The sequence below is a fragment of the Paenibacillus sp. WG02 genome (assembly GCF_055396115.1).
Map to the genome: position 1 here is coordinate 619,923 of NZ_AP036016.1, position 23,432 is coordinate 643,354.

General features: G+C 44.7%; 21 protein-coding genes and 3 riboswitches. Of the genes, 20 read left to right on the forward strand and 1 reads right to left on the reverse strand.

Translation table 11 applies throughout. From position 1 onward, the window contains the following. The first annotated feature begins 59 nt into the window (after positions 1-59). From ACBP55_RS02820 to nadE, 20 genes are all read left to right on the forward strand, one after another. Complete coding sequence (locus ACBP55_RS02820; protein ID WP_464649613.1) at positions 60-536, forward strand: hypothetical protein; 477 nt, start codon at positions 60-62, stop codon at positions 534-536. A gap of 40 nt (positions 537-576) precedes the next feature. After that, positions 577-1,554 (forward strand): hypothetical protein, encoded by a 978-nt coding sequence (locus ACBP55_RS02825; protein ID WP_464649615.1) that lies wholly within the window; start codon positions 577-579, stop codon positions 1,552-1,554. A 546-nt stretch (positions 1,555-2,100) separates the two neighbouring features. Continuing rightward, positions 2,101-2,195: riboswitch (cyclic di-GMP riboswitch) on the forward strand. Between the two features lie 118 nt (positions 2,196-2,313). Beyond that, a riboswitch (cyclic di-GMP riboswitch) is annotated at positions 2,314-2,408 on the forward strand. Between the two features lie 17 nt (positions 2,409-2,425). Continuing rightward, entirely contained in the window at positions 2,426-4,768 is a 2,343-nt protein-coding gene (locus ACBP55_RS02830; protein ID WP_464649616.1) for an S-layer homology domain-containing protein, read from the forward strand. Positions 4,769-4,853: 85 nt separating this feature from the next. Continuing rightward, positions 4,854-6,371, forward strand: a complete 1,518-nt coding sequence (locus ACBP55_RS02835) for an O-antigen ligase family protein (RefSeq protein WP_464649617.1) — start codon at positions 4,854-4,856, stop codon at positions 6,369-6,371. Between the two features lie 152 nt (positions 6,372-6,523). After that, positions 6,524-6,618, forward strand: a riboswitch (cyclic di-GMP riboswitch). A gap of 46 nt (positions 6,619-6,664) precedes the next feature. Next, on the forward strand, positions 6,665-6,988 hold the full coding sequence (locus ACBP55_RS02840) for a hypothetical protein (protein WP_464649619.1): 324 nt from the start codon (positions 6,665-6,667) through the stop codon (positions 6,986-6,988). 469 nt (positions 6,989-7,457) lie between these two features. Continuing rightward, on the forward strand, positions 7,458-7,754 hold the full coding sequence (locus tag ACBP55_RS02845; protein ID WP_464649620.1) for a hypothetical protein: 297 nt from the start codon (positions 7,458-7,460) through the stop codon (positions 7,752-7,754). 43 nt (positions 7,755-7,797) lie between these two features. Then, positions 7,798-8,460, forward strand: a complete 663-nt coding sequence (locus tag ACBP55_RS02850; protein WP_029194523.1) for a PspA/IM30 family protein — start codon at positions 7,798-7,800, stop codon at positions 8,458-8,460. Positions 8,461-8,462: 2 nt separating this feature from the next. Continuing rightward, positions 8,463-8,915 (forward strand): PspC domain-containing protein, encoded by a 453-nt coding sequence (locus tag ACBP55_RS02855; RefSeq protein WP_464649622.1) that lies wholly within the window; start codon positions 8,463-8,465, stop codon positions 8,913-8,915. Positions 8,916-8,918: 3 nt separating this feature from the next. Then, on the forward strand, positions 8,919-9,605 hold the full coding sequence (locus ACBP55_RS02860) for a PspA/IM30 family protein (protein WP_029194521.1): 687 nt from the start codon (positions 8,919-8,921) through the stop codon (positions 9,603-9,605). A gap of 685 nt (positions 9,606-10,290) precedes the next feature. Beyond that, on the forward strand, positions 10,291-11,793 hold the full coding sequence (locus tag ACBP55_RS02865) for a sugar ABC transporter ATP-binding protein (RefSeq protein WP_464649624.1): 1,503 nt from the start codon (positions 10,291-10,293) through the stop codon (positions 11,791-11,793). Positions 11,794-11,813: 20 nt separating this feature from the next. Further along, entirely contained in the window at positions 11,814-12,818 is a 1,005-nt protein-coding gene (locus tag ACBP55_RS02870) for an ABC transporter permease (protein ID WP_464649626.1), read from the forward strand. A gap of 60 nt (positions 12,819-12,878) precedes the next feature. Next, positions 12,879-13,913 carry a substrate-binding domain-containing protein gene (locus ACBP55_RS02875; protein WP_464649628.1) on the forward strand — a complete coding sequence of 345 codons (1,035 nt, stop codon included), beginning with the start codon at positions 12,879-12,881 and terminating at the stop codon, positions 13,911-13,913. 107 nt (positions 13,914-14,020) lie between these two features. Continuing rightward, positions 14,021-15,637, forward strand: coding sequence for a response regulator (locus tag ACBP55_RS02880; RefSeq protein WP_464649630.1), 1,617 nt, complete (start codon positions 14,021-14,023; stop codon positions 15,635-15,637). After that, the gene (locus tag ACBP55_RS02885; RefSeq protein ID WP_464649632.1) at positions 15,634-17,424 is read left to right on the forward strand and encodes a cache domain-containing sensor histidine kinase; all 1,791 of its coding nucleotides are present in this window, start codon (positions 15,634-15,636) and stop codon (positions 17,422-17,424) included. The genes ACBP55_RS02880 and ACBP55_RS02885 overlap by 4 nt, the downstream gene beginning before the upstream one ends. Positions 17,425-17,433: 9 nt before the next feature. Continuing rightward, positions 17,434-18,414 carry a substrate-binding domain-containing protein gene (locus ACBP55_RS02890; protein WP_464649633.1) on the forward strand — a complete coding sequence of 327 codons (981 nt, stop codon included), beginning with the start codon at positions 17,434-17,436 and terminating at the stop codon, positions 18,412-18,414. A gap of 102 nt (positions 18,415-18,516) precedes the next feature. Further along, positions 18,517-19,497 carry a polysaccharide deacetylase family protein gene (locus ACBP55_RS02895; protein ID WP_464649634.1) on the forward strand — a complete coding sequence of 327 codons (981 nt, stop codon included), beginning with the start codon at positions 18,517-18,519 and terminating at the stop codon, positions 19,495-19,497. 66 nt (positions 19,498-19,563) lie between these two features. Next, a complete protein-coding gene (locus tag ACBP55_RS02900; protein ID WP_464649636.1) occupies positions 19,564-20,451 on the forward strand; it encodes a prolipoprotein diacylglyceryl transferase family protein in 888 nt (295 codons plus the stop codon). 17 nt (positions 20,452-20,468) lie between these two features. Further along, a complete protein-coding gene (locus ACBP55_RS02905; protein WP_464649638.1) occupies positions 20,469-20,855 on the forward strand; it encodes a DUF3905 domain-containing protein in 387 nt (128 codons plus the stop codon). Between the two features lie 121 nt (positions 20,856-20,976). Beyond that, complete coding sequence (locus tag ACBP55_RS02910; protein ID WP_464649640.1) at positions 20,977-21,414, forward strand: BrxA/BrxB family bacilliredoxin; 438 nt, start codon at positions 20,977-20,979, stop codon at positions 21,412-21,414. 171 nt (positions 21,415-21,585) lie between these two features. Further along, complete coding sequence (gene nadE, locus ACBP55_RS02915; protein WP_029194511.1) at positions 21,586-22,395, forward strand: ammonia-dependent NAD(+) synthetase; 810 nt, start codon at positions 21,586-21,588, stop codon at positions 22,393-22,395. Positions 22,396-22,454: 59 nt separating this feature from the next. Here nadE and ACBP55_RS02920 read toward each other — a convergent pair whose 3' ends face one another. Continuing rightward, positions 22,455-23,432 carry an aldo/keto reductase gene (locus ACBP55_RS02920; RefSeq protein WP_464649642.1) on the reverse strand — a complete coding sequence of 326 codons (978 nt, stop codon included), beginning with the start codon at positions 23,430-23,432 and terminating at the stop codon, positions 22,455-22,457.

The window sequence follows — 23,432 nt, forward strand, 5'->3', positions numbered from 1 at the left end:
CCGAGGGACACAAAGAAGTGCACTAAATGAAGCTCTTCGGGCAGCCGAACAACAAGTAATTGATAAAAAAAGGAGGTAAGGATGCGCTGCTAAATGATAGGAATGCAGCAACAAAAGAGAATGGAGAATACTGGAATGCAAAGCATAAAGTCGAAATCGACATGAATTCTTCTAAATTATCATTGAGAGGAGGAGCCCCGATCGGTGCTTTTGCTGGATTTGCTTTATGGGATGCATTCCTTGTCTATCGGTCTATGGTAACGTCCAAGTACGAATTTGCACCGTATCTGCTTGAAGATGATGGTGGTGTGTTCACAATAGGTTATGGTAGAAACGGCTGCTTTGATAGTACGAAATATTGGAAGACCTATAAATCAGGACCAATGGCAGAGCAGAAAGTATATGTTGAGGAAGACGATTTTGATTTCTGGAAAAAAGAAGCGCAAGCTCTCTGGGGAAGACTTGATTTTTGGGGTAATTTTGTGCCGGGGTTACTTAATCCTGTATTACCTGTGGTAGACCCCAACGAATTTTAGATTTATTAGTGTTCAATAAACACGAATCTGGAGGAATCGTATGGGACTGGAACTTAAAGTGGAAGAATCCAACTTTCGTGACTTGAAACGAATAGAGCTGAATTATGACTCAATTGAATTTACTAATCGTTTGGGGATTGAAGTCGATTCGACTGAGCTTTCAGATTTTATGGGCAACGTTGAAGGAATAGGCAAAATACAAACACTTAACATAAACTTCTCTTCACAATTAAAAGATCTAGAGGTTGTTAGGGCGTTTCCGAATTTACGCAACATCGCTGTATACGGATATCAGATCACATCGCTTGATGGACTGGGAGGGTTTCAGCAAGGTGAATACATTAAGATCAGTACGGAATCCAATAATCGTCGTCGACGGATTGCCCAAATATCCCAGGCCCCCATCAAGCGAATGTCTCTTCAATTTGCTCGACCGGATGATTTGGACGCCATTGGTGAATGCGTAACGTTGAATTCTCTTGATCTATTCCGTAGTATGGATCTGGATTTTTCGAAGTGGAAACGGGTCCCTCTGGAATCCCTTGGACTCATGCAAGGCAAATTCAAGGAATTGGGAAACACCGCCCAAGTTGAGAGACTAAATAACATGAGAGTTTTGGGTTGTCGCAACCTTGAATGGTTTACAGGTGATAACAGTCGAATAACTCGGATGGTGATTGAAGGTTGTAAAAAACTCGATTTGCGAACACTTCAATCCTTTCAAAACATTGAAGCATTAATCGTTAACGGCAATTCTAATGAAGTTACACTGAATGAAATCAGAGAACTTAAGCAATTGAAAAGTCTGTGGTTAATCGATTGTAATGCCCAAGTCGATATTTCAAACCTGAAACATCAATTTCCTAGAATGGAAGAACTTCAAATCTCCAATATGAAGAATGAGCAAGTGCTTGAACTTAGTCAACTTAATACGGGTGTAATCGTGTCGGGCAGAACATATACTCTGAAAGGAAGTCTAAGAACATATAAGGCCTTAAATGGAAGTATAATAGAATAACTATACGATCTAGCCAAAAGAGCTAGGAGACCACAAACGAGACTAATCTCTCGCTAGTGGTTTTCTTTTTGTCTGCCGCTATATCGCTAACAACACAAATAACCGCTCAGAGAGTATGAGTGATAAGATGAAAGTCCTAATATTTTCGTGGAATTCATGAATGTAATTGTTTTATGTGTAGCGAGGATAAGCATAGGTTCCATACTATTTACGGGTTATACTGGTGGATTGTGCCAATGGTAGCTGTTTACTTGCTTCGGCCTATAAGTTGTTACGTAAGGAGGCAGTTTAATAGGAATACAGACTTCCAAGGTCTACCCAATTAATGTGGGTTGTGCTGTAATGGCTTTCATCAATGGTATCTTCGTTATGGGTCAACCGGAACATTTGGTTGGTCTATTTTGTGTGAAATTACACACTTTGTATATGGATTTCCTCTTTTTTGTAGAAATGTGTTGAAATTTGATGTTTTATGGAATAGTATGGAAAATAGTTGGTTCTATACGACTAGTAATAATGAGTGAATATACCCAATAACCAAGCATTAACGAACAAAGGCAAATCTATCGAAAGGTAGAGACGCAAAGCTACGGGTCTAAGCCATGAGTCACGCCTCATGGGACGATAGCCGGGTTACCTTAGAGGCTTGGTTTTTTATTGTCTAAAAAGAAAGGAAGGAAGTGCTTGATTTACATTATTTAGGAAGAGTGCGTCTGAAGAAGAAATTTTAAGCTTCGAATTACCTAGTAACCAAGCGATAACGAACAAAGGCAAACCCATTGAAAAATGGAGACGCAAAGCCACGGGTCTAAGCCATGAGTTATACCTCATGGGATGATAGCCGAGTCGCTCATTGGAGCTTGGTTATTTTTTGATAGATAAATTACTTACAGAAAAAGGAGTAGATGCTGTTTTGTTAAGATTCATGTCATTACGAAAGTTAAGCTTGTCAATTGCTGTTGTTATGGTTGCTACCCTGTTTATGCCGCTTATATCCTATGCTGCACAAACCATCTGGTTCACGTACAACCCTACTACAGGGAAACTAAGCGGTCAGGTATATATTCATGACCCTAATAAGGTTTCGATTCAAGTTACTAGTCCTCAAGGAGTTACTAATGTAACCTATAGTACATACGGAACTGTTGTAGATACCACCTATGACGATAACAATGTTTTGTTGAAAGTGGTTAAGTATGATTTGAACTTAAATCCTAATAAAGCGCCTAGCCAAATCGTTATGAATGTATGTAACCAAACTACAGAGCTTAGTAAAAGTGTTTGGAACGATTCAACAGTTTCCTATTATAGCCCAGACCGTTTTACAAGCGGAACTTACAGATCGCCGGGGCACCAATACTTCTCAGAAATTCCTGCTGGATCCTACATGCCAAGCGGAGCTAAATTAGTTTCGTTTACCCCTCTATTAGATGGGGATAATAGAGTCGAATTATATATGCCTTATGATAATAGTGTTTGGAATAGTAACATTGTCACGCAAATCGATAAGTCACAATTCACAATCTCTGATCTTGCATTAAAAGATACTACGACCAACGAATCTGTGAGTATAGGTAGTTTGAAATACGTAGGTAACTATTACTTTTATTTTGAAACTACAAGTAATCTGATTAAGAACCACAACTATGAGTTTAGTCTTTCGAACACTAGTGGAGGTAATGAATTTCTGCTACCGGCTAGTGGGAACTATCTGGCTAATTTATATCTAAGAAATGGCGATCTATTTCTTGGCAGTAGTGTTATGAATTTTTACCCGATCAATCTAGGAAATGGAACTCCAGGGGGTACTCCAAATTATCATGGTACTGGATCGCCATACGGCACAATGGATAACTGTTCTGATTCAGTAATCCCTCCTAACAATGGAAATTCTAATCCCGGAAATGAACATGGAGATAATAGTGAAAGCGGGAATACATCTCCAGATACGGGGATAACAGAAGTTGCAAATGGCGTAAAGCTTGATAAAAGAGCAGCGACCGTAACTAAAGATTCCAATTCAGAAGGCAAGCAGGTAACGAAAGTCGTCCTTGATGCCGACAAATTAGGAAAAGCGTTAGGTCTTCTAAAAGACAAGGACAAAGGTGCACAAACAGTAAGTCTAGAAATCGAAGGATCGGATCCGATATCTCAGGTTCAATTGCCAGTTGGAACACTAGCAGATTCGTTCAAAGACTCTTCCGCAGTTATTTCCATTAAGAATGAATCGGCAAGCTATAATTTGCCTATCAAATTAATTGATTTATCGTTGCTAGCTACTCAATTGGGGGCTTCATTGAAAGATGTCGTTCTAACTATTCAAATCGAGAAAGTTACAGGGAGTAAAGCTAAACAAATAGACAATAAAGCTAAAAGCCTGAACGTTAATTTGTTAACGGACCTAGTCGACTTCAGTATTACTGCTGAGGCGAATGGTAAGAAGCAAGAGATAAACAACTTTGGCAGCATATATGTGACTAGAACCATAACAGTTCATCAAGTTTTAAATGCAAATCGTTCTACAGCAGTTACCTTTGATGAAACAACCGGTAAATTAATGTTTGTACCGGCCATATTTACAACGATTAACGGTAAGACAGAAGTTACGATAAAGCGAAATTCAAATAGCCTCTATACCGTGGTTCAAGGGCAACAAACCTTCAAAGATTTAAGCGGATATTGGGCAAAAGAGGATGTAGAGTTTCTCGCAACGAAGCAATTGGTTGAAGGAACTGCAGCTGATGCATTCTCCCCGGAACAATTGATAAGCCGTGCCGAGTTCGCGACATTACTTACTCGTGCTTTAGGATTAAATGAAGTTAAGTCCAGTATGCAATTTAAGGATGTTGATTCCGCAAGCTGGTACCAAGGCACTGTCGGTGCTGCGGTTAAAGCGGGACTAATCGAGGGGTATGAGGATGGAACATTCCGTCCTAATGCCAAGATCACAAGGGAACAAATGGCTGTTATGATCGCTAAAGCATTAAAATTTACAGGTAAATCTGTTGATGCTGCTAATGAGAGCCAAATAGCCTCCTTCCACGATAAAGATGCAATAAGTACTTGGGCTCGAAACTCTACCGCTCAGGTAACTAAAGTGGGAGTAATTACTGGCTTGACAGAGTCTGACTTTGCGCCACAAAGCGAGGCCACTCGTGCACAGGCTGTTGTGATGTTGAAGAGACTATTACAGGTAGTTGATTTCATCAACTAAATAGATCGACCAAGACGACTGCCGAGACTTAATCGGCAGTTTTCTTGTATAGTAGATGGATAAGTTAGGTAATCAGGGGTGTTACATGAAAGTAAAAACGATGACAGGGCTTTTATTGCTACTATGCTGGAGTGGCTCATTATTTCAGGGATTTTATTACGAACAGAGCTATCTTATTGTATTTATTGTTCTTCTAGCAGGGTTTGCTGTGTTCGCATTTTGGGACAAGGAAATTCAATTTTCATTATTCCATCTTCTTATTTTGTTTATGGCAATCATGTATGGGGTGTCTATTCTCTATGCCGTTGATCAGGAGCAAGCCATCCTGGAAGCAAATAAGTTTGGTTTGCTGGTTCCCTGGGCTTTGATAGTAACTAGAGTACCTCTAAAACAAAGAATCGGCTATTTAAAGTCATGGACATGGGCTGCAGCTGGGCTCGTCGTGTGGGGGCTTCTACTGCACTTAGAGCGAAAAGGACGTCTTGAATCTACTATAGAGTATGCGAATACGTTAGCTGTTGTTTTATTGATTGGTCTTCTATCTGGACTCTTCTTTTACGTAAGCAAGCAGAAAAAACGGTATTTATTGCTTGCAGCTATGAGTGGAGCAGGCTTGTTCCTCACATTTTCTCGATCTGTTTGGATTCTATGGGGTTTATCTATCTGTATGAGTCTGATTTTATTTCCGGAATTCAGAAAGAGAGCCGCATGGATAGGGACCGCATTTGTTCATTTCTTGAGCTATGTGATTGCCGCGACTATCAAACTGGATCCATTATTTTTCTGGAGCAGAGTGCAGTCCATTCAACCCCAAACATCTGAATTTCAAATAAGGCTTGTATATTGGAAGGATAGCCTACAAATCATTAGGGATTATGGATGGACAGGGAGTGGCGGTGGAGGATGGGTTGTTCTACAGCAGCTATACCGATCCAAGGAGTACTTTGTTAAATATGTCCATAATCATTTTCTGCAAATTACGATGGATATAGGGCTGCTTGGATTGCTGGCTTTTTTAGCGTGGATAGGATGGTTCTACCTAAAAGTATGGGGATTTTTCAAAGCAAAAAATCTCGGAGAGACCAATTTTTATTGGGTGAAGGCAGCTTTGGTGATGGTGACGGTTATCCTGCTGCATGCAGGCTTTGATTTTGATCTTAGCTTCCCGTGGGTGTTTATGCTGCTACTGTTTCTAGTAAGCTTTGTAGAGATTCCGATAAATAATAGATTTACATGGCGTATGAAGATGGAGACTCCATTATCAAAAGTTATCTTATCTGGTATTTTGATTATGTTGGTTGCGGTATTGGGATGGTTTGAATGGGGCTACACCTGTAAAAGGGTGGGGACGAATCTAGTATTATCTGGGCAGCTAAGCGAAGGTCGAGCTTATTTGGAAAAAGCTGAACGTGCTCTCCCATGGTCACATTCCGTGAAATATGAATCCGCTAAAAGCTACGTGCTACTAGGGAATAAGACGGGGGATCGGACTTATTATATATTGGCAAAAGAGAAGATCCAAGCTGCAGCAGATATCATGCCTAAAGAGGAGCTTTATCGTTCGCTTCTGGATGAATTAGCAAAGAGTAAATTAGTCAACTAGGCCGTTTTTGTATGAAATCACACACTTTGTGTACAGAGTGCCTCTTTTTTGTAGAAATATGTTGAATTTCATTATTTTATGGAATACCATGGAAAATAGATAGTACTTTACAACTAACAATGCTCAGTAAAACACACCTAATATCAAGCAATAATGAACAAAGGCAAATCCATCGAAAGGTGGAGACGCAAAGCCACGGGTCTAAGTCATGAGTCACATGTCATGGGATGATAGCCGGGTTACTCTTTAGGGGCTTGTTTTTTTATTGCCAAAAAAGAAAGGAGGATCGAAATATGGCAACATATCTGATGCTAATTAAAGTATTCGACGATGCCGAAAAAGTCATATACAAGTTTGGTCCAACAGAAGAAAGTTTGGGTGAAATTGAGTTTGATCTAGTTAATGAAGAATTTCGGCAGCTTAGAGAGGATCCCAGGTACTACCAAAGACCATATGTTTATGAAAGCCGCTTCAGCTATTGCAAGATGTTATGCAGAGGGAGACGGTTTTCCGGACAAAACTTTTTTTGCTTCATGAAAGAGTTGTCTCAATTACTAGACCGCACGATACATTCGACCCGCAGCAAACGCACCAAGGATTTTGGTTCGATACAATAAATCCTCAGAATAGTGTCGTAATTTCATTAGATGAATGTTGTATATAAATGATCAACTACCTTGCGATCTCGCTAGGTAGTTTTTTTATTCCACCTCATTACGCTTCAAATACCGGTTCAGTTCACTTCTGCTCAGAATGCCCAGCCTCTGAATCACAATGTTTCCTGAAACCAAGAAAGCTATTCATTGGATAGATAGGCAGTATAGTTAACCATGGTATATGTCGTTTCATATAAGTTAAACCTTCCTTTTCCCATGACAAATGAGTGAGTTACCAAGCTTGCTAAGTAACGTCTGTCGTACAAACACTGTCGCGCTCTGACACAGGTCTTAGATGCGCCCCGACTAAGGTCTAGGAACAAATACCGTCGTTAGTCCGTTTTGGAAAGCTTCGTTTTTACCTAAAATAAAGACATGAACAAGAGCACAGCAAACAACAAAGCGAACAACGAAAGGCGGTGACGAAACGATGAAAAGAAATACAGGCTTAGCCGCTCTGCTAATCGCATTCGGGCTACTTATTCTGTTAAATAAGCTAGGCGTTCACATGGGACCATTTATTGGCTCGGTGATGGGATACTTGATTCCAATAGGAATGGTTGGCCTTGGTTATGTAGGCATACAGAACGGCAGCAAAATCGGTTGGATTATTGCAGGGCTTGGCGCAATCATCCTGATTGGTAAATTAGCTGGTTGGATCATCATTCTACTGGCGATTGGGTTGATAGGTTACGGAGTTTCGATGTTGACAAGAAGAACTGTGTAATGCAATGAAACGAATACAGAGAGTGAAAAAGGTGGTATGAGAGATGAGCCTATTTAGGCGAATGAGAGACATTACCGTAGCGACACTGAATGAACATCTGGAGCGGTCGGAAGACCCGGTCCGCTTGATTGACCAGTACTTAGCGGCGCAGCGTGAGCAGCTTCAACAGTCCGAGAGACTGTATCAACAATGCGTAAGCCACGCAGCTTCACTCCGGCAGCAATATCTGACGGCGCTGGAAACCAAAGAGAAGCGCGAGCATCAAGCGCTGCTGGCTCTGAAGGCCGGCGAAGAACATATGGCAAGGATCGTGCTTCAAGAGAAACTGCAAGCCGAGGAGAAAAGCGAGCAGTATCATGAGTTGTACGATCAGGCGAAGCAGTCCATCCTGGATTTGGATGAAGAGCTGCAGCAGCTCAAAGCCGATTACAAAGAAGTGGCAGACAAACGCAGCTACTACTTAGCGCGAATGGAGTCCGCAAGGTTGCAGCAAAGATTGCATGCTCGCAGCAGTGTGGCGCAGGATGCGACACCACGGATGTTCGGTCGCTTGGAAGAGCGCGTTTCCGATATGGAACTGCACGCCAGAACGCTCCGCGATGTAAGACGAATGGGGCGCGAAAGCTACTATAGCGGGGGCAACCCGGCCGTAGATGCTGAAATGGAAGCTCTGAGAAACAGACTGCAGCAGGAGGGAGCCAAGTAATCATGAGCAAACTTTACCGCTCACGAAGAGATAAGAAAGTTACTGGTCTATGCGGCGGACTCGCCGAGGCCATGAATGTAGATGCAACACTATTGCGTTTGTTAGTGGTGATCACCACAATTTTCACCGGAGGAACGGTCATTTTCATCTACTTTGTAGCTGCACTTGTTATTCCAAAGGAACCTGGGTACGATCAGCCTCCATTTGATCCTTATGCTGGCTCATATGGCCGTCACGGCTATAATGGCGGGGCATGGAATACTCATAAGCCGCACCCTAACCATGCGCCACAACATACGGGCTATAATGCTCCGTACGACGCTGGAAAAACAAACAATATCGATGAAATGATGAAAGATATTGAAAAGAAAGCTTTGCAAAGAGAAGTAGAAGAACTTAGAGCCAAAGTCGCTCGCTTGGAACAACCAATTGATATTAAAAAAGGAGACGTGTAAACCATGGGAGTATTTACAAGAATGAAAGATATGACAAAAGCATCAATTCACGAGGTATTGGATAAAATTGAGGATCCGATTGTTATGTTGAATCAATATTTGCGGGATATGGAGCAAGAAATCGCGCAAGCTGAAGTTACGGTTGCTAGACAAATCGCGAATGAGCGCAAGCTGAAGCAGCGTCTTGAAGAGTCTGTTCGTCTCGTGGCTGACCGCGAAGCTAAAGCTTCCGCAGCGATCAAAAATGGCCAAGAGGCTATCGCTCGCCAAGCCGTTGAAGAAAAATTGTACCACGAAGATAAAATTGTTGAGTACACAGATCTATATGCTGCTTCCAAAGCACATGCGGATGAGCTAACACAGCAGCTGCACGAAATGAAAGATGAGTTCTACAAACTGCGTAACAAACGCAACGAGCTTGTATCCCGCGCTCAACTGGCTAAAGCCAAAAAACAAATGGCACAAGTATCCTACAACGGTGTCATCGAAAGCGGCAACGCATCCCGCGGCTTCCAACGTATGGAAGAGAAAATTATCCAAATGGAAGTTGAAGCAGAAATCGCTCGCAAGCCTTACGTACCAGCAGGTTCAGTAGGCAGCTACACACCTGTCGATGTTGCAAAGCAAGCTAAGGTCGATGAGCAGTTGAATCTGCTGAAAGAGAAATTAAACGGTAAAGAAGCCGAGTAATGAACGGTGTTTGATCGAGAAGCCCCTCCTTGTGAGGGGCTTTTTTGTGTTTCAAATTTGGTGACTGATTTGATTTATTAGTTTTTTTAGTTTCTGGTTTTTAGCTATTGGTTATTATTCTTATTTTGTTTTTATGTGCCATGCTTTTCTTTGTTTACTTTTCTTTTGTTTTCTTTGTTTACTTTACTTTGATTTTATGTACTTTGATTTTCTTTCCTTTACTGTACTTTCCTTTCCTTTGTTTACTGCTTTTTCTGGTTGCGGGTTGGGTTCACAGGCTGCAAAGCTCCAAGTTTAATGGGGAAGTGAAAATAGAAGGGGGTTGGAGGAAAAGTTGTACAACGTACAACAATTTCGTGGTTTTTTTCTCGCCAAACGATAGATGTTGTATGGTGTACAACAATTTTTCCTTATTTGATCCGATTGAGCTACTTTTGGTTGAAATTGTTGTATTTTTTGCAACAATTGCCGGAATCACGCGGAATTGTCATCATATTGTTGCACAAAATACAACACTATTTGGAGCAAATGTTTTATTTGATCGTTTACACAAAATCATAAGATTTTCAACTTTTTTGCAGAGATTTATCCACTCTTTTTCCAGCAAATTGCAGATAGAATAAGCACATAAGCACGAATGGTTAAAGCAAAGCACGAATGTTAAAACAAAACACGAGGTGAGGTCATGAGTGAAGCTCTGGTTCGGATGGAAGGAATTGAGAAACATTTTCCTGGTGTGCACGCCCTCCATCAATGTCGTCTAGAGTTGGCAGCCGGTGAAGTGCATGCGCTTGTTGGCGAAAACGGTGCTGGAAAGTCCACGTTAATGAAAATCGCTACGGGTGTCTATCAGAAAGATGAAGGCAGGATCTTCTTGAAAGGCAAAGAAGTCAACATCCCCAATACGAGAGCGGCTCAGCAGCTTGGCATCTCGATGATTCATCAAGAGTTGAACTTAATGCCGGATCTGACGATTGCCCAAAATATATTCATTGGGCGAGAGCCCAGGAAGGGAATCAAGCTGTTCGTCGATGATCGGAAGCTGAACGATCAGGCACAGCACTTGCTGAACGAAATGAATCTCCAGCTCGATCCGCGCACGAAGGTGTCGGAGCTGACAGTCGCCAAGCAGCAAATGGTGGAAATTGCTAAGGCATTGTCATTTCAATCCGAAGTGCTCATCATGGATGAGCCCACGGCCGCTCTCACCAACGCGGAAATCGAGGAGTTGTTTCGGATCATTGAACAGCTGCGCGGGCGTGGGGTAGGCATCGTCTATATTTCTCACCGGATGGAAGAGTTGAAGCAAATTACCGATCGCATTACCGTCATGCGTGACGGCCGCTATATCGATACGGTACAGACGAAAGATACAACCATCGATCAGATCATTGCGATGATGGTTGGTAGGGAGCTGTATGCCACATCTCAGCAGTACACCGTCAACACGTCAGTGACTAAGGTGCTCGAGGTTACGAATCTGAACCGCGGTTCTGCCGTGAAGGACGTTTCCTTTCATTTGGCGAAAGGCGAAATTCTTGGCTTCGCGGGTCTTATGGGAGCCGGTCGTACCGAAGTGGCGAGGGCTATTTTCGGCGCTGATGTGATTGACTCGGGCGACATACGCATCCACGGACACAAGGTCCAGCTCAAGGCCCCGCATGATGCCGTGAAGCATGGGATTGGTTATTTATCCGAGGATCGTAAACGGTATGGGCTCATGGTGGATATGGATGTGAAGACGAATATTGCCATAGCCTCTTATCGCAAAGCGAGGCGTCTGCTCGGGTGGATGCACGATGGCAAAATTGATCAGTCAGCCTCACATTTTGTGGAAACGCTTCAAATCAAGACGCCAAGCATTCATCAGCAAGTCAAATTCCTGTCAGGGGGCAATCAGCAGAAGGTTGTTATAGGCAAATGGCTGCTGCGGGACTGCGACATTCTCATCTTCGATGAGCCCACGCGAGGGATCGATGTTGGCGCGAAGACAGAGATTTATAAGCTGTTGGATGAGCTCGCCGCACAGGGGAAATCGATCATTATGATTTCGTCCGAGCTGCCCGAAATATTGCGCATGAGCCATCGCATCATGGTCATGTGTGAAGGGCGAATTACCGGCGAGCTCCGTCAACAGGACGCCACACAGGAAGCGATTATGAAATACGCCACAATGCGAATCAGTTAGCGGATGTCTTAGGAGGAATCATGATGTCAACATCGCTTATACGTAAAAAAATAGTACCCACGATATCGAGTCAAACCGGCGCTGCACAAAAGCTGCTGGCATTCGCCAGCTTGATTTTGCTGGTTATTATCTTCTCAATATCTTCTAGTAATTTTTTTCAATTCGATAACATCGTAGCCATTATGCTCTCAACAGCCGTTATCGGCGTGCTTGCTCTTGGTTCAACGTTCGTGATTATCACCTCCGGGATTGATCTGGCTGTTGGAACCGTGATGACCTTCTCATCGGTGATGGCGGGAGTCATCATCACAACGTGGCATTTACCGATGCCGCTTGGCATTATCGGGGGCATTGCCACTGGAGCCATTTGCGGTCTCATCAGCGGGCTTCTCGTGGCGAAGATGAAAATTCCGCCATTCATCGCAACACTAGCGATGATGATGGTGACCAAAGGACTTTCACTCGTCATCTCTGGGACGAAGCCGATCTATTTTAACGATACGCCGGCATTTTCACAGATTTCGATGGGGTCCTTACTTAATTCGATCATCCCCGGCTTCGAAATTCCGAACGCGATTCTCGTCTTCTTCGGCGCTGCCGTCATTGCCAGCATCATTTTATCGAAGACGATCATTGGACGCTATAACTTTGCCTTAGGGAGCAATGAAGAATCCACGAGGCTTTCCGGCGTTAACGTAGACTATTGGAAAATCGTCATTTACTCACTGACTGGCGTGTTCAGCGGTATCGCCGGCATTATGATGGCCTCCCGGCTCAATTCCGCTCAGCCCGCGCTCGGCTCTGGTTATGAACTGGAGGCGATCGCTGCTGTTGTCATCGGCGGGACTTCCTTAAGCGGCGGCAAAGGATCTATTCTCGGAACCGTCATCGGTGCCCTTATTATGAGCGTACTCACGAACGGGCTTCGAATCCTATCTGTTAAGCAAGAATGGCAGACGGTCATTGTAGGGGTTGTTGTTGTGTTAGCGGTCTACGCTGATATGATGAGACGTCGCAAAAAATAAAGGTATTTCACTCCAAATCGGAGTCACATACAACAAATTAAACGTAAGGGGAGATTAAGATTGCATAAACGGACAAAGAAATTTGCGGCAGCATCATCGCTGTTATTATTAACGACGATAGTACTAGGGGCATGCGGTGCCAAAACGACGGATACGAAAACAGCGGCGACAACGGCTGCGCCAGCAGCATCAGCAACAGCGGCGCCGGCTGCGGCAAAACCGGATAAAATTTATATTCCAGTCATCTCAAAAGGCTTCCAGCACCAATTCTGGCAAGCTGTTAAACAGGGGGCTGAGAAAGCCGCCAAAGAATTTAATGTAGAAATAACGTTCGAAGGTCCGGAAACGGAGACCCAAGTGGATAAGCAAATTGAAATGCTGCAGGCTGCATTGGGCAAAAAACCGCAAGCCATCGCTTTCGCTGCACTGGACAGCAAGGCGGCTACGCCGCTGCTAGAGAAGGCAAAAGCCAGCAAAATCCCCGTCATCGGCTTTGACTCCGGTGTGGACAGCGACATTCCGGTGACGACGGCCGCCACCGATAACAAAGCTGCCGCCGCGCTGGCAGCGGACAAAATGGCATCGCTCATCGGCAACGAGGGGGAGATCGCCCTTGTCGTCCACGACCAAACGAGCCGTACGGGTATTGATCGCCGGGATGGCTTCACGAATCGGATCAAAGAGAAATATCCGAATATCAAAATTGTTGATACGCAGTACGGCGGAGGCGATCAACTCAAATCCACAGACTTGGCCAAAGCCATTATCCAAGCTCACCCGAGTATTAAAGGCTTCTTCGGTGCGAACGAGGGATCCGCGATCGGTGTTATCAATGCCGTGACAGAGCTGAAAAAAGACGGAAAAATCATCGTCGTCGGCTACGACTCCGGCAAGCAGCAAATGGATGCGATCCGCAGCGGTAAGATGGCAGGTGCTATTACACAGGATCCGATCGGCATCGGCTACTGGTCAGTGAAAGCAGCCGTCCAAGCGATTAAAGGGGAGACAGTTCCTAAATCGATCGATACAGGCTTCCACTGGTACGACAAAACGAACATTGATGCTGCTGACATCAAGCCGCTGCTCTACGAATAAGAGTAAAGAGGCTGCGCCCATTCGGGCCAGCCTCTATTGTCATTTCATGAAACTGCTGTGTACAATACACATAGAGCTTAATTCGATTTCGCCAGAGGTGACCCATAATGTACAAAATCATCTTGATTGACGATGAAGATGAAGTCAGAGAAGGCATCAAGCGGAAGACGAATTGGGAGGCCTGCGGCTTCCAACTGGTTGGAGATTTCGATAATGGCCGAGATGCCTATGAGGCGCTGGAGCGTTTGCAGCCGGATGCCGTCATTACAGATATTTGCATGCCGTTCATGGACGGCCTTCAACTGACAGAGCTAATTGCCGCGAACTACCGGGATGTTAAAGTGATTATTGTAACCGGTTACGAGGATTTTGATTATGCGAAGCAGGCGATCAAACTCAAGGTCAAAGATTATTTACTGAAACCGATCAACTCCGCAGAGTTTACTGAATTTCTTCATAAGCTAAGGCTAGAGCTAGATGAGGAGCGCAAACAGCGGGAAGATGTCACCTTTCTCCGTCATCAGTTTAACGAGAGCATGCCGCTTCTTCGAGAGCGATTCCTTGAGCGGTTAGTTACATCCTGCATGAGAAAAGATGAAATTGAACGCAAGTTCCAGATGTTTGGACTTTCTTTGAGCGGTCCTAGTTTTAAGGTACTTGCTCTTGATATTGATGAGTTTCACCGTGAGTTCTACAGTGACCAGGTGGCCGAGGAGGAGCTGTTACGCTTTGCAGCCTATAACATTTTTCATGAAATTATGGAGAAAGAACAAGGCGGCATCGCATTCAGAACGCGTGATGACAAGCTTGTCGCACTGCTATCTGGCGATTCAGATAGGATCGAATTGAACTGTCAAACACTTGCCGAACATGTGAGGCACAGCATCGAGAAATATTTGAGCATGACGGTAACGATGGGCATTGGACGCACGTATAGCGATCTGCGAGACCTGCCAAAAGCATTTCAGGAAGCGAATTCTGCGCTGGATTACCGTTTTTTGCTCGGGATGAATCGGGTCATTTCGATTGGGGATATGGAATTTGGGAGCAGCCTGGATAATCTTAGCTACATCCACATGGAGAAAAAGTTGATTTCTGCCATTAAAACAGGTGAAAAGACGGTCATAACGCTTACGCTGCAGGATTGGATCAATGAGTTGAAGAAGGGCACCTGCTCGATGGATAAATGCTACGGCAAACTGAATAAACTGCTCGTCGCCTTAATGAACGTATTGGTGGAGACTGGTTTCGAAGAAGCTGCTGTGCTTGGCGATCATTCTTTTATGCAGTTATATGCGAGGAAAACCTTAGATGATGTGCGGCTCTGGTTAGAGGAAATTTGTCTAGCACTCGTGGACCTATTGGCTGAGAAACGAACCAAAGTGTCTCAAGCTCAGATGGAAGCCGCGGTCGTCTACATTCATACGCATTATGCGGACGAACAGCTCTCGCTTCAGCAGGTGTGCAATCATATTTATATGAGCATGAGCTACTTCAGTGCTTTGTTCAAACCGCATACGGGTGAGACTTTCGTCGAGTATGTGACCCGATACCGTTTGGATAAAGCCAAAGAAATGCTCGCTGCTTCGCAGCTCAAAACTTATGAGCTGGCCGCTAAGGTTGGCTACAATGATCCGCAATATTTCAGCGTTATTTTCAAAAGACATACAGGTATGACCCCCAAAGAATTCAGGTCAGCGCATAAAGGTCAGCCGAGCCTATGAGAAATTGGCGGCGTCCTATTCAATTCAAAAGCATTCATACCAAGATTGCACTGGCGTTTTCATGCTTAATTCTTTGCACAACCATCATCCTAAGCTACAGCGCTTATCGCCTCTCTACGGTGGCTGTTACGGATACTTCATTGGAATATACCAAACAGCTTATCGAGCAAGTAAACAAAAATATCCAAACCTACATCGGTAACATGGAAAGTATCTCTGCTCTATCGCTGAGCAACGCGGATCTGAAACGATACTTGGCTTTGAAGAACCCGAAAGAGGCAGAAGGAGTGCAGCTGGCGAGTCAGATCAGCAGTTATTTTCATGCGATTGTTGCTTCTCGAAATGATATCGCTTCCATCGTATTTGCGGGCTCCAACGGTGCCATTGTATCGGAACGCATGGATGCTAATTTCAAATCATATGCCGAATTAATTACGCAAGAGTGGTACAGCAAGGCGAATAGAGACAATGGTGACGTGGCTATTTCTCCCTCACACGTTCAGCATCTATATAAGGATGAGTACAAATGGGTCGTGTCGATCAGTAAGCAAATGCCAAACCCGTTGCCTGGAGCAGCAAGCGGTGTTCTATTGGTCGATCTGAACTATAACGTCATTAATGATTTATGCAATCAAATTCAGCTGGGGCAAAGAGGGTACGTGTTCATTCTCGACCAAGCAGGCGATCTGATTTATCATCCTCAGCAGCAGCTTATCTACTCGGGACTGAAATCAGAGGATATTCCAACTCTTTTGCAGGCGAAGGACAGTACATTCCATACGCAAGAAAATGAGCAAAGCAAAATCTACACGGTCCGTACAACGAAATTTGGCTGGAAAATTGTTGGGGTTACTTACGCTGGGGATTTGAGCGGAAATAAGAAGGACATGCAGCTGACATCCGCGATGTGGGGTGGCATTTCGTTAATCATTGCTTTAGCGATCTCCATTTTGCTGTCTATCACCCTAACCAAGCCGATTAAACAACTGGAAGTCCATATGAAGCAGGTGGAAAAAGGCAACTTCGACATTCGTGTCGATGTAGAAGGTGCGAATGAGATTAGTAAACTGTCACGTACCTTTAACCTAATGATCAGCAAAATCAAAGAGCTCATGAACCAAACTTTGAAAGATCAGGAAGTCAAACGAATCAGTGAGCTGAAAGCGCTGCAGGCGCAGATTCAGCCTCATTTTCTGTACAATACACTGGATTCTATCATTTGGATGGCTGAAATGGGTAAAGTGGATGAAGTGGTTACGATGACTTCGGCCTTGTCTAAACTCCTCCGTTCGAGCATTAGCAAAGGGGAGGAACTCATTCCAATTGCGGTTGAATTGGAGCACATTCAGAACTATTTGACGATTCAGAACATCCGTTATCGGAATAAATTTACGTACGAGATCGAAGTAGAATCGGACATTCTAAGCTATCAAATATTGAAAATTATTTTGCAGCCCTTGGTTGAAAATGCCATATACCACGGAATGAAGCATCTGCCGGAACGCGGTCATATACACATTACGGGACGCAGGATCGAAGGGCTTATCGAGCTCAAGGTGATGGATAACGGTGTTGGGATGAGCGAGGAGAGATTGAAAACGTTGATGCTCAAAACACGTCAAACTGAGTCCGGCAAAGGCTTTGGCTTGCACAACGTGAATCATCGCATCCAGCTTTATTTCGGGGGACTGTACGGCTTGCAATTTGAGAGTGAGTTGGAAGAGGGCACGACAGTCACTGTTCGTATTCCGGCCATTCCCCCGGCCCATGACGATAGTGAGAATTGAGGTGTGAAGGTGAGAATTAGAGCAAACTACGCAGCGATTGCAGTCATAGTGGTCCTGCTCATGACGACTGCGTATCTATTCGTTTCAAAGGGGATGGAGGCAAAGGACAGGCCGCTAATCCTCATTCCCAAGACGATCGATCCTCATGTGGAATTTTGGCGGGTTTTGAACCAAGGCGTGACTGCGGCGGCCAAAGAGTACAATTCAGAGGTTAAAGTGATGGGTACGCCGTCTGAATCAGACATCGATGAGCAGATCAAGTTGGTGGATGAGGCGATCGCATTGAAGCCGAAAGCCATTATTTTGGCGGCAACGGATTATAACAGGTTGGTGCCTGTTGCTCAAAAAGTAATTGGGGCCGGCATTACGCTAGTTACCGTGGACTCGGGACTCGAAGGCGACATTTCGACGAGTTTGATTGCCACTGACAACTATGCCGCAGGGCGCAAAGCAGTGGAAGCGATGAGACGCTATGTACAGGAACCTGCTACCTATGCGATCGTCAGTTTTGTCAAAAGGTCCACAACCCAACTGGATAGGGAGAATGGGGTGAGAGATAGTCTGAAGAATGATCCCTCCATCCAGATTTTAGACACGTTATATAGTAATGGTTCTGAAGATAAAGCATATGAGCAAACGAAACAGCTACTAGCTGAACATTCGGATATTCGCGGTATTTTCGGGTTGAATGAAGTTTCTACGGTCGGGGCGGCGAGGGCTTTGAAAGAGCTTGATCCTGAGCATAGCATTAAGTTGGTCGGTTTCGACAGCTCGATGAATGAAATTGCTTTCCTGGAAGGGGGGACCCTGCAAGCAACTATTGTGCAAAAACCTTTTAACATGGGATATTTAGCGGTGAAAACAGCACTTCAGGTTCATAATGGGGAAAAAGTTAAAGCATCCATAGATACAGGCTCTGAGGTTATCACGAAAGAAAATATGTATACCAGAGAAAATCAAAAGCTGCTCTTTCCATTCGTTGAGAAATAAAAAATGTTTTATTAAGAAGCTCCTCTTAGTGGGGGGCTTTTTCGCGTTATTTAGACGAAGAAAGCAGCACTTCTACAAATTTCCCGGGAAATATTGGGTTTAATGTCGAAAGCAAAGGAAGCCATAATAAGAACGGATTGTAATGGAGCGACTGTTTGCGATGAAGAAGAGGATTTCATAGCCAAAAGGGGTGAGCATGAAATGGGCAGCATGATCCGGACTACCGGTGTACTTGTAACGATCTTTCTTAGTGGTTCAAGTTTAATTGGATGCTCAACACCAGAATTATCTAAAGGGAAGGCACCGCAATCAGTATCCATCGAGACAGTACCCATATCACCAACTGGAACAGGGAAGACATCCACAGCTTCCACCGAGACTTACGTAAACGACGAAATTGTGGAATCGCAGCATTTCTACACGGGACCTCCACATGTCCTTTCTTCTGGAAAAATTGCGTATCTCACCTTCGATGACGGTCCCTCTGAGAGTACGAGCAAGATTCTTCGTATTTTAAAAAAATTCGGTGTCACCGCTACTTTCTTTGTTGTCGGCGCGGATACGAGCGAGGGGCGAGCGCTTTATAAGCAAATTGTCGCTGAAGGCCATGCCCTAGGGAATCATACATACACGCATGACTATAATCGCATTTATAAATCACCTGAGGCTTTCATGAAGGATGTGCGCAGGTTGGATCAGCTCTTGGAGGAAACGGTCGGTTATCGTCCAGATATTTTGCGGTTTCCGGGAGGGTCGAATAATCACTTGAGCTGGAAGCCTGGCGGCAGAGGCATTATGAGTAAAGTAGCTAGCGAGGTGAAAAAGGAGGGTTACCAGTATTTCGACTGGAACGTGAGTTCAACCGATGCGGCTGCTCCTGTGCAAGACAGGGAAATGATTATCGATTCTGTGCTTAGCGCAAGCCGCGGCAAGAAGAGCATAATTGTCCTAATGCACGACAACACCTACAAGACGACAACCTTAGAAGCGCTGCCTATCGTGATCAAAAAGCTGCAAGCAGCCGGCTTTCATTTTGAGAAATTAAAGAAATCTTCCTTCACGTTTCAATTTTTGGAACCTTAACAGTTGCAGATGCCTCTTACTTTGACTACGATAAAGGTAGTCGAAAGAGAGAGGCTGGCGTTATCTATGCCTGATGTGTTACAGATTGGACCGTTTCAATTGCAAGGACAATTACTGGCGCTGCTGTTGGCGTCTGCTTTGGGACTATGGCTAATCCGGAGGGTCACGCAGCGTTTGCTGCAGATCACCCAAATCGTGATTGCCAAGCCTATTGAGGATCTTATTTTTAACAGTGCCATTATCGTTTTGTTGACCTGGAAACTAGGGGTCATTGTGACGCAGCCATCCCTATTATGGAACAATCCATTAAAGCTGCTAATGGTATCTGGCTCCGGCACGGAGATTGCATTAGGTGTGCTTATTGCTTGTATCTACATGTACTACCAAATTCGTAAAAATCGAACGCCGCTCTTCCTTGTACTGGATGTTATCGCAATTGGAATAACGGCTGCTGTATTCCTATTCTGCGCACTGATTCCCGCGTATGGACTGCCTACAACGGTACCTTGGGGCATTGGGGTCGATGGTACGGTATCTCGTTTTCATCCTTATCACGCTTATATTTCGCTGCTTCTTGTGCCGCTGCTTATTTGGCAGCATACTATAGAGCTACGTCAGAAGACGCTTGGACAAGGCATTTTACTCAAGTATTCACTGGTGTATGGGGGCGCGGCAGGGATGCTCGCTAGTTTTTTTGCTGCTGATAAACCGACACTGGTGTACCTTAGCTTAGCGCAGATAGTGTTTCTATTCATGCTCATTGTTGGAATGCTTCTCCCCGTTTTGACACATAATACTAGCAGAAAGGAGCTGAGTGCATTGAGTCAAAACGATTCGAAGACGCAAATCCAGCAAGAACAGCAAAACCAAGAGCGCGAGAAAGCCGCAACACCAGCAGGGAAAGAGGGCTTTGTTGATAAGAAACTGGACGGTCCCAACCGACCTTCCACATGAGTCAAGATAAGAATAACATGGCCAAATCCGCTCAAGAGCAGAGCAATAAGAACCAAAGTGATCTGGATCCGTTCGAGATTGAATTTCTCCCTCAGTTTGAGCAGGGGCGCGGCCCGCGAGAAGCTTTTGTGAATGAGCATGGTGTCGTCATCGGCGATCACGAGTATGAATCGGACAATTCCCCGCTTGAGCAGTGGACGGCTGAGACCGACCCTGAGGTCATGGCTGGAGATGAATGGGTTCATCCTTTCAAGGATGTTGGGTTCCAAAGTGCCGAGAATCGGGAGTATTTTGAAAAAGGCATCGTGCCGCAAAGCGGAATTTTTACGCATCCGGATAAAGATGTTTCCTATGAGCCTGGACAGGCATCAAGCAAGAAAAAGGAAGATGAAGCGGAAGCGTAAAAGCTTTCGCTTTATTTCTATTTAGGACATTAGACTTTGCTTTCATGGCTATCGGATGTATAATATAAGTTGTAACGATTACGTTTTGAGAGTAACTAATAAATCCTAAGGGGTGGCACATATGGCAATGTCTTTTGATTCTTACATGAAAGATATGGTTAAACCGATGAGAGAAGATTTGACTCGTCTGGGTATTACAGAGCTTCTTACACCAGAGCAAGTTGAAGAAGCGATTGAAAAATCGAAGGATGGCACGATGCTGCTAGTCGTCAATTCCGTTTGTGGTTGCGCAGCCGGCCAATGTCGTCCAGGTGTAGCTAAGGCACTTCAAAACGATGCATTGCCAACGTACACATACACGGTGTTCGCTGGACAAGAGAAGGATGCAACAGCTAAAGCGCGTGAATTCTTGGCGCCATACCCGCCATCATCCCCTTCCATCGCATTATTCAAGAATGGTGAACTTGCACACTTTATTCAACGTCACCAAATCGAAGACCGCTCCGCGGATATGATTGCTGGCGACTTAATTAGTGCCTTCAATGAATTCTGCAAATAATAAATAGCATTAACGATATTTGGAAAGGCCCGCCTTGCAGCATTTGCAAGTGGGTCTTTTTGTTTTTGGACCCATGTCCGTTGGATTGACCTTTGAAATTTCAAGAATGAAAGTCTATACTAATTCTTAAAGAACGAATGGTTTCATACTATAGAAAAGGTGGAGAGATGCATGAGTCTGCAAACGGAAATTATCGCGAAGCTCGGCGTTAAGCCGGAGATCGATGTGGATGAAGAAATCCGCAAACGTGTGGACTTTCTGAAAAACTATGTATTGGGCGCGAAGGCAAACGGCCTGCTGATTGCTATCAGCGGCGGTATCGACAGTGCAGTGGCTGCGGGATTATGCAAGAAAGCGACGGACGAGCTAACGGCTGAGAAGGGCAAAGAGTATAAAACCGTCGGCGTGTTTCAGCCTTACGGTCAGCAAGTGGATATCGAAGATAGCTACGCAGTGGCAAAAGCCTTCGATTTGAAATATCAAATCGAGAACAATATTGAAGAAGCCGTCGACGAAATCGCCATTGAAGTCGAGTATGGTCTCAAGCATATCGGCGTCCATCAGCATGTAAGCCGCGGCGGCAAAGGCAACATCAAAGCGCGGACACGCATGGTTATGCAGTATGCACTTGCATTCGAACTGGGCCTGATCGTTGTAGGGACAGACCATGCATCGGAAGCAATCACGGGCTTCTTCACCAAATATGGCGACGGTGCGGTAGACATTACGCCGCTGAGCACGCTGAACAAGCGTCAAGTGCGTTCACTTGCTTCGAAGCTTGGCGTACCGCAAAGTGTACTGGATAAAGCTCCGACAGCCGGACTGTGGGACGGTCAGACGGACGAGAATGAGCTGGGTATTACATACGGAGATAACAGTGACTACCTCGAGGGCAAGCAAATTGATCCCGCTGTGCAGGAGAAGCTGGAGAAGCAATATTTGAAAACGGAGCATAAACGGATCCCGATTCCGGGTGTGTAGGGCTTCATATAAAACAACCCCCGACCAGATGAGGTCGGGGGTTGTTATCGTGATCGATCCTATGGCATCGATTGGCCGCGGGAGCTTGTATAGAGGGTGTACCACTCTTCGCGAGTCAGGGATTCGGCTATTCTCACAGCGTCTTTGCAAGCGACAATGCGTTCTGCAGAAGACGTACCGATAACCGGTTGAATGCGGGCAGGGTGCTTCATAAGCCATCCGAGCACGATGGATTCTGGTTTAGTTTCATATTTGTCGGCTAGTTGTTGTACGAGAGCCGTTGTTTGTCTTACGGTTTCAGGCGCATCATCGAGACTGCTGCCGGAGAACTTTCCATTGGCAAGAGGGCCCCAAGCCTGGATTTGAATGTCTAGCATTTGGCAATGCTCCATGATGCCGTCTGCGAAATTGGTATCCAAGCCAGCCTTTTGGTTGACTGAAATGCCTTGATCCAACCAGTCTAGACGGGCCAAGCTCATTTCCAATTGGTTCACAACGAGCGGTTCTGGCAGTGAATTTTGAATGAAACGAATTTGTGCGGAAGACATGTTGGATACACCGAAATGACGCACTTTTCCAGCTGATCTCAATTGATTAAAAGCTTCAGAAATCTCTTCAGGTTCCATAAGCGGGTCTGGACGATGCAGCAAGAGAATATCCAGATGTTCCACGCCAAGACGCTGCAGAATTCCATCAACCGAGCTTATGATATGGCTTTTGGAGAAGTCAAAGCGAGTTGGAAGTACGCCGTCACCAGGGCGAATGCCGCATTTGGATTGCAGAATGATTTGGTCACGCAGATCGGGTCTTTTTTTGAGGATCTCACCGAAAATAGACTCGGACTTGCCTTTTCTATAAATATCAGCATGATCGAACATCGTAATGCCAATCGACAATGCAGCTTCTACAGCTTTTTCAGCGATGATGAAATCTTCCTTTGTATAAGGAGTCGTATTCCATTCCCCGCCAATTCCCATACATCCATAGACGACTCGGCTATTTGATATTCCACGTTTCTCAAGTGGCATGATTCTCAT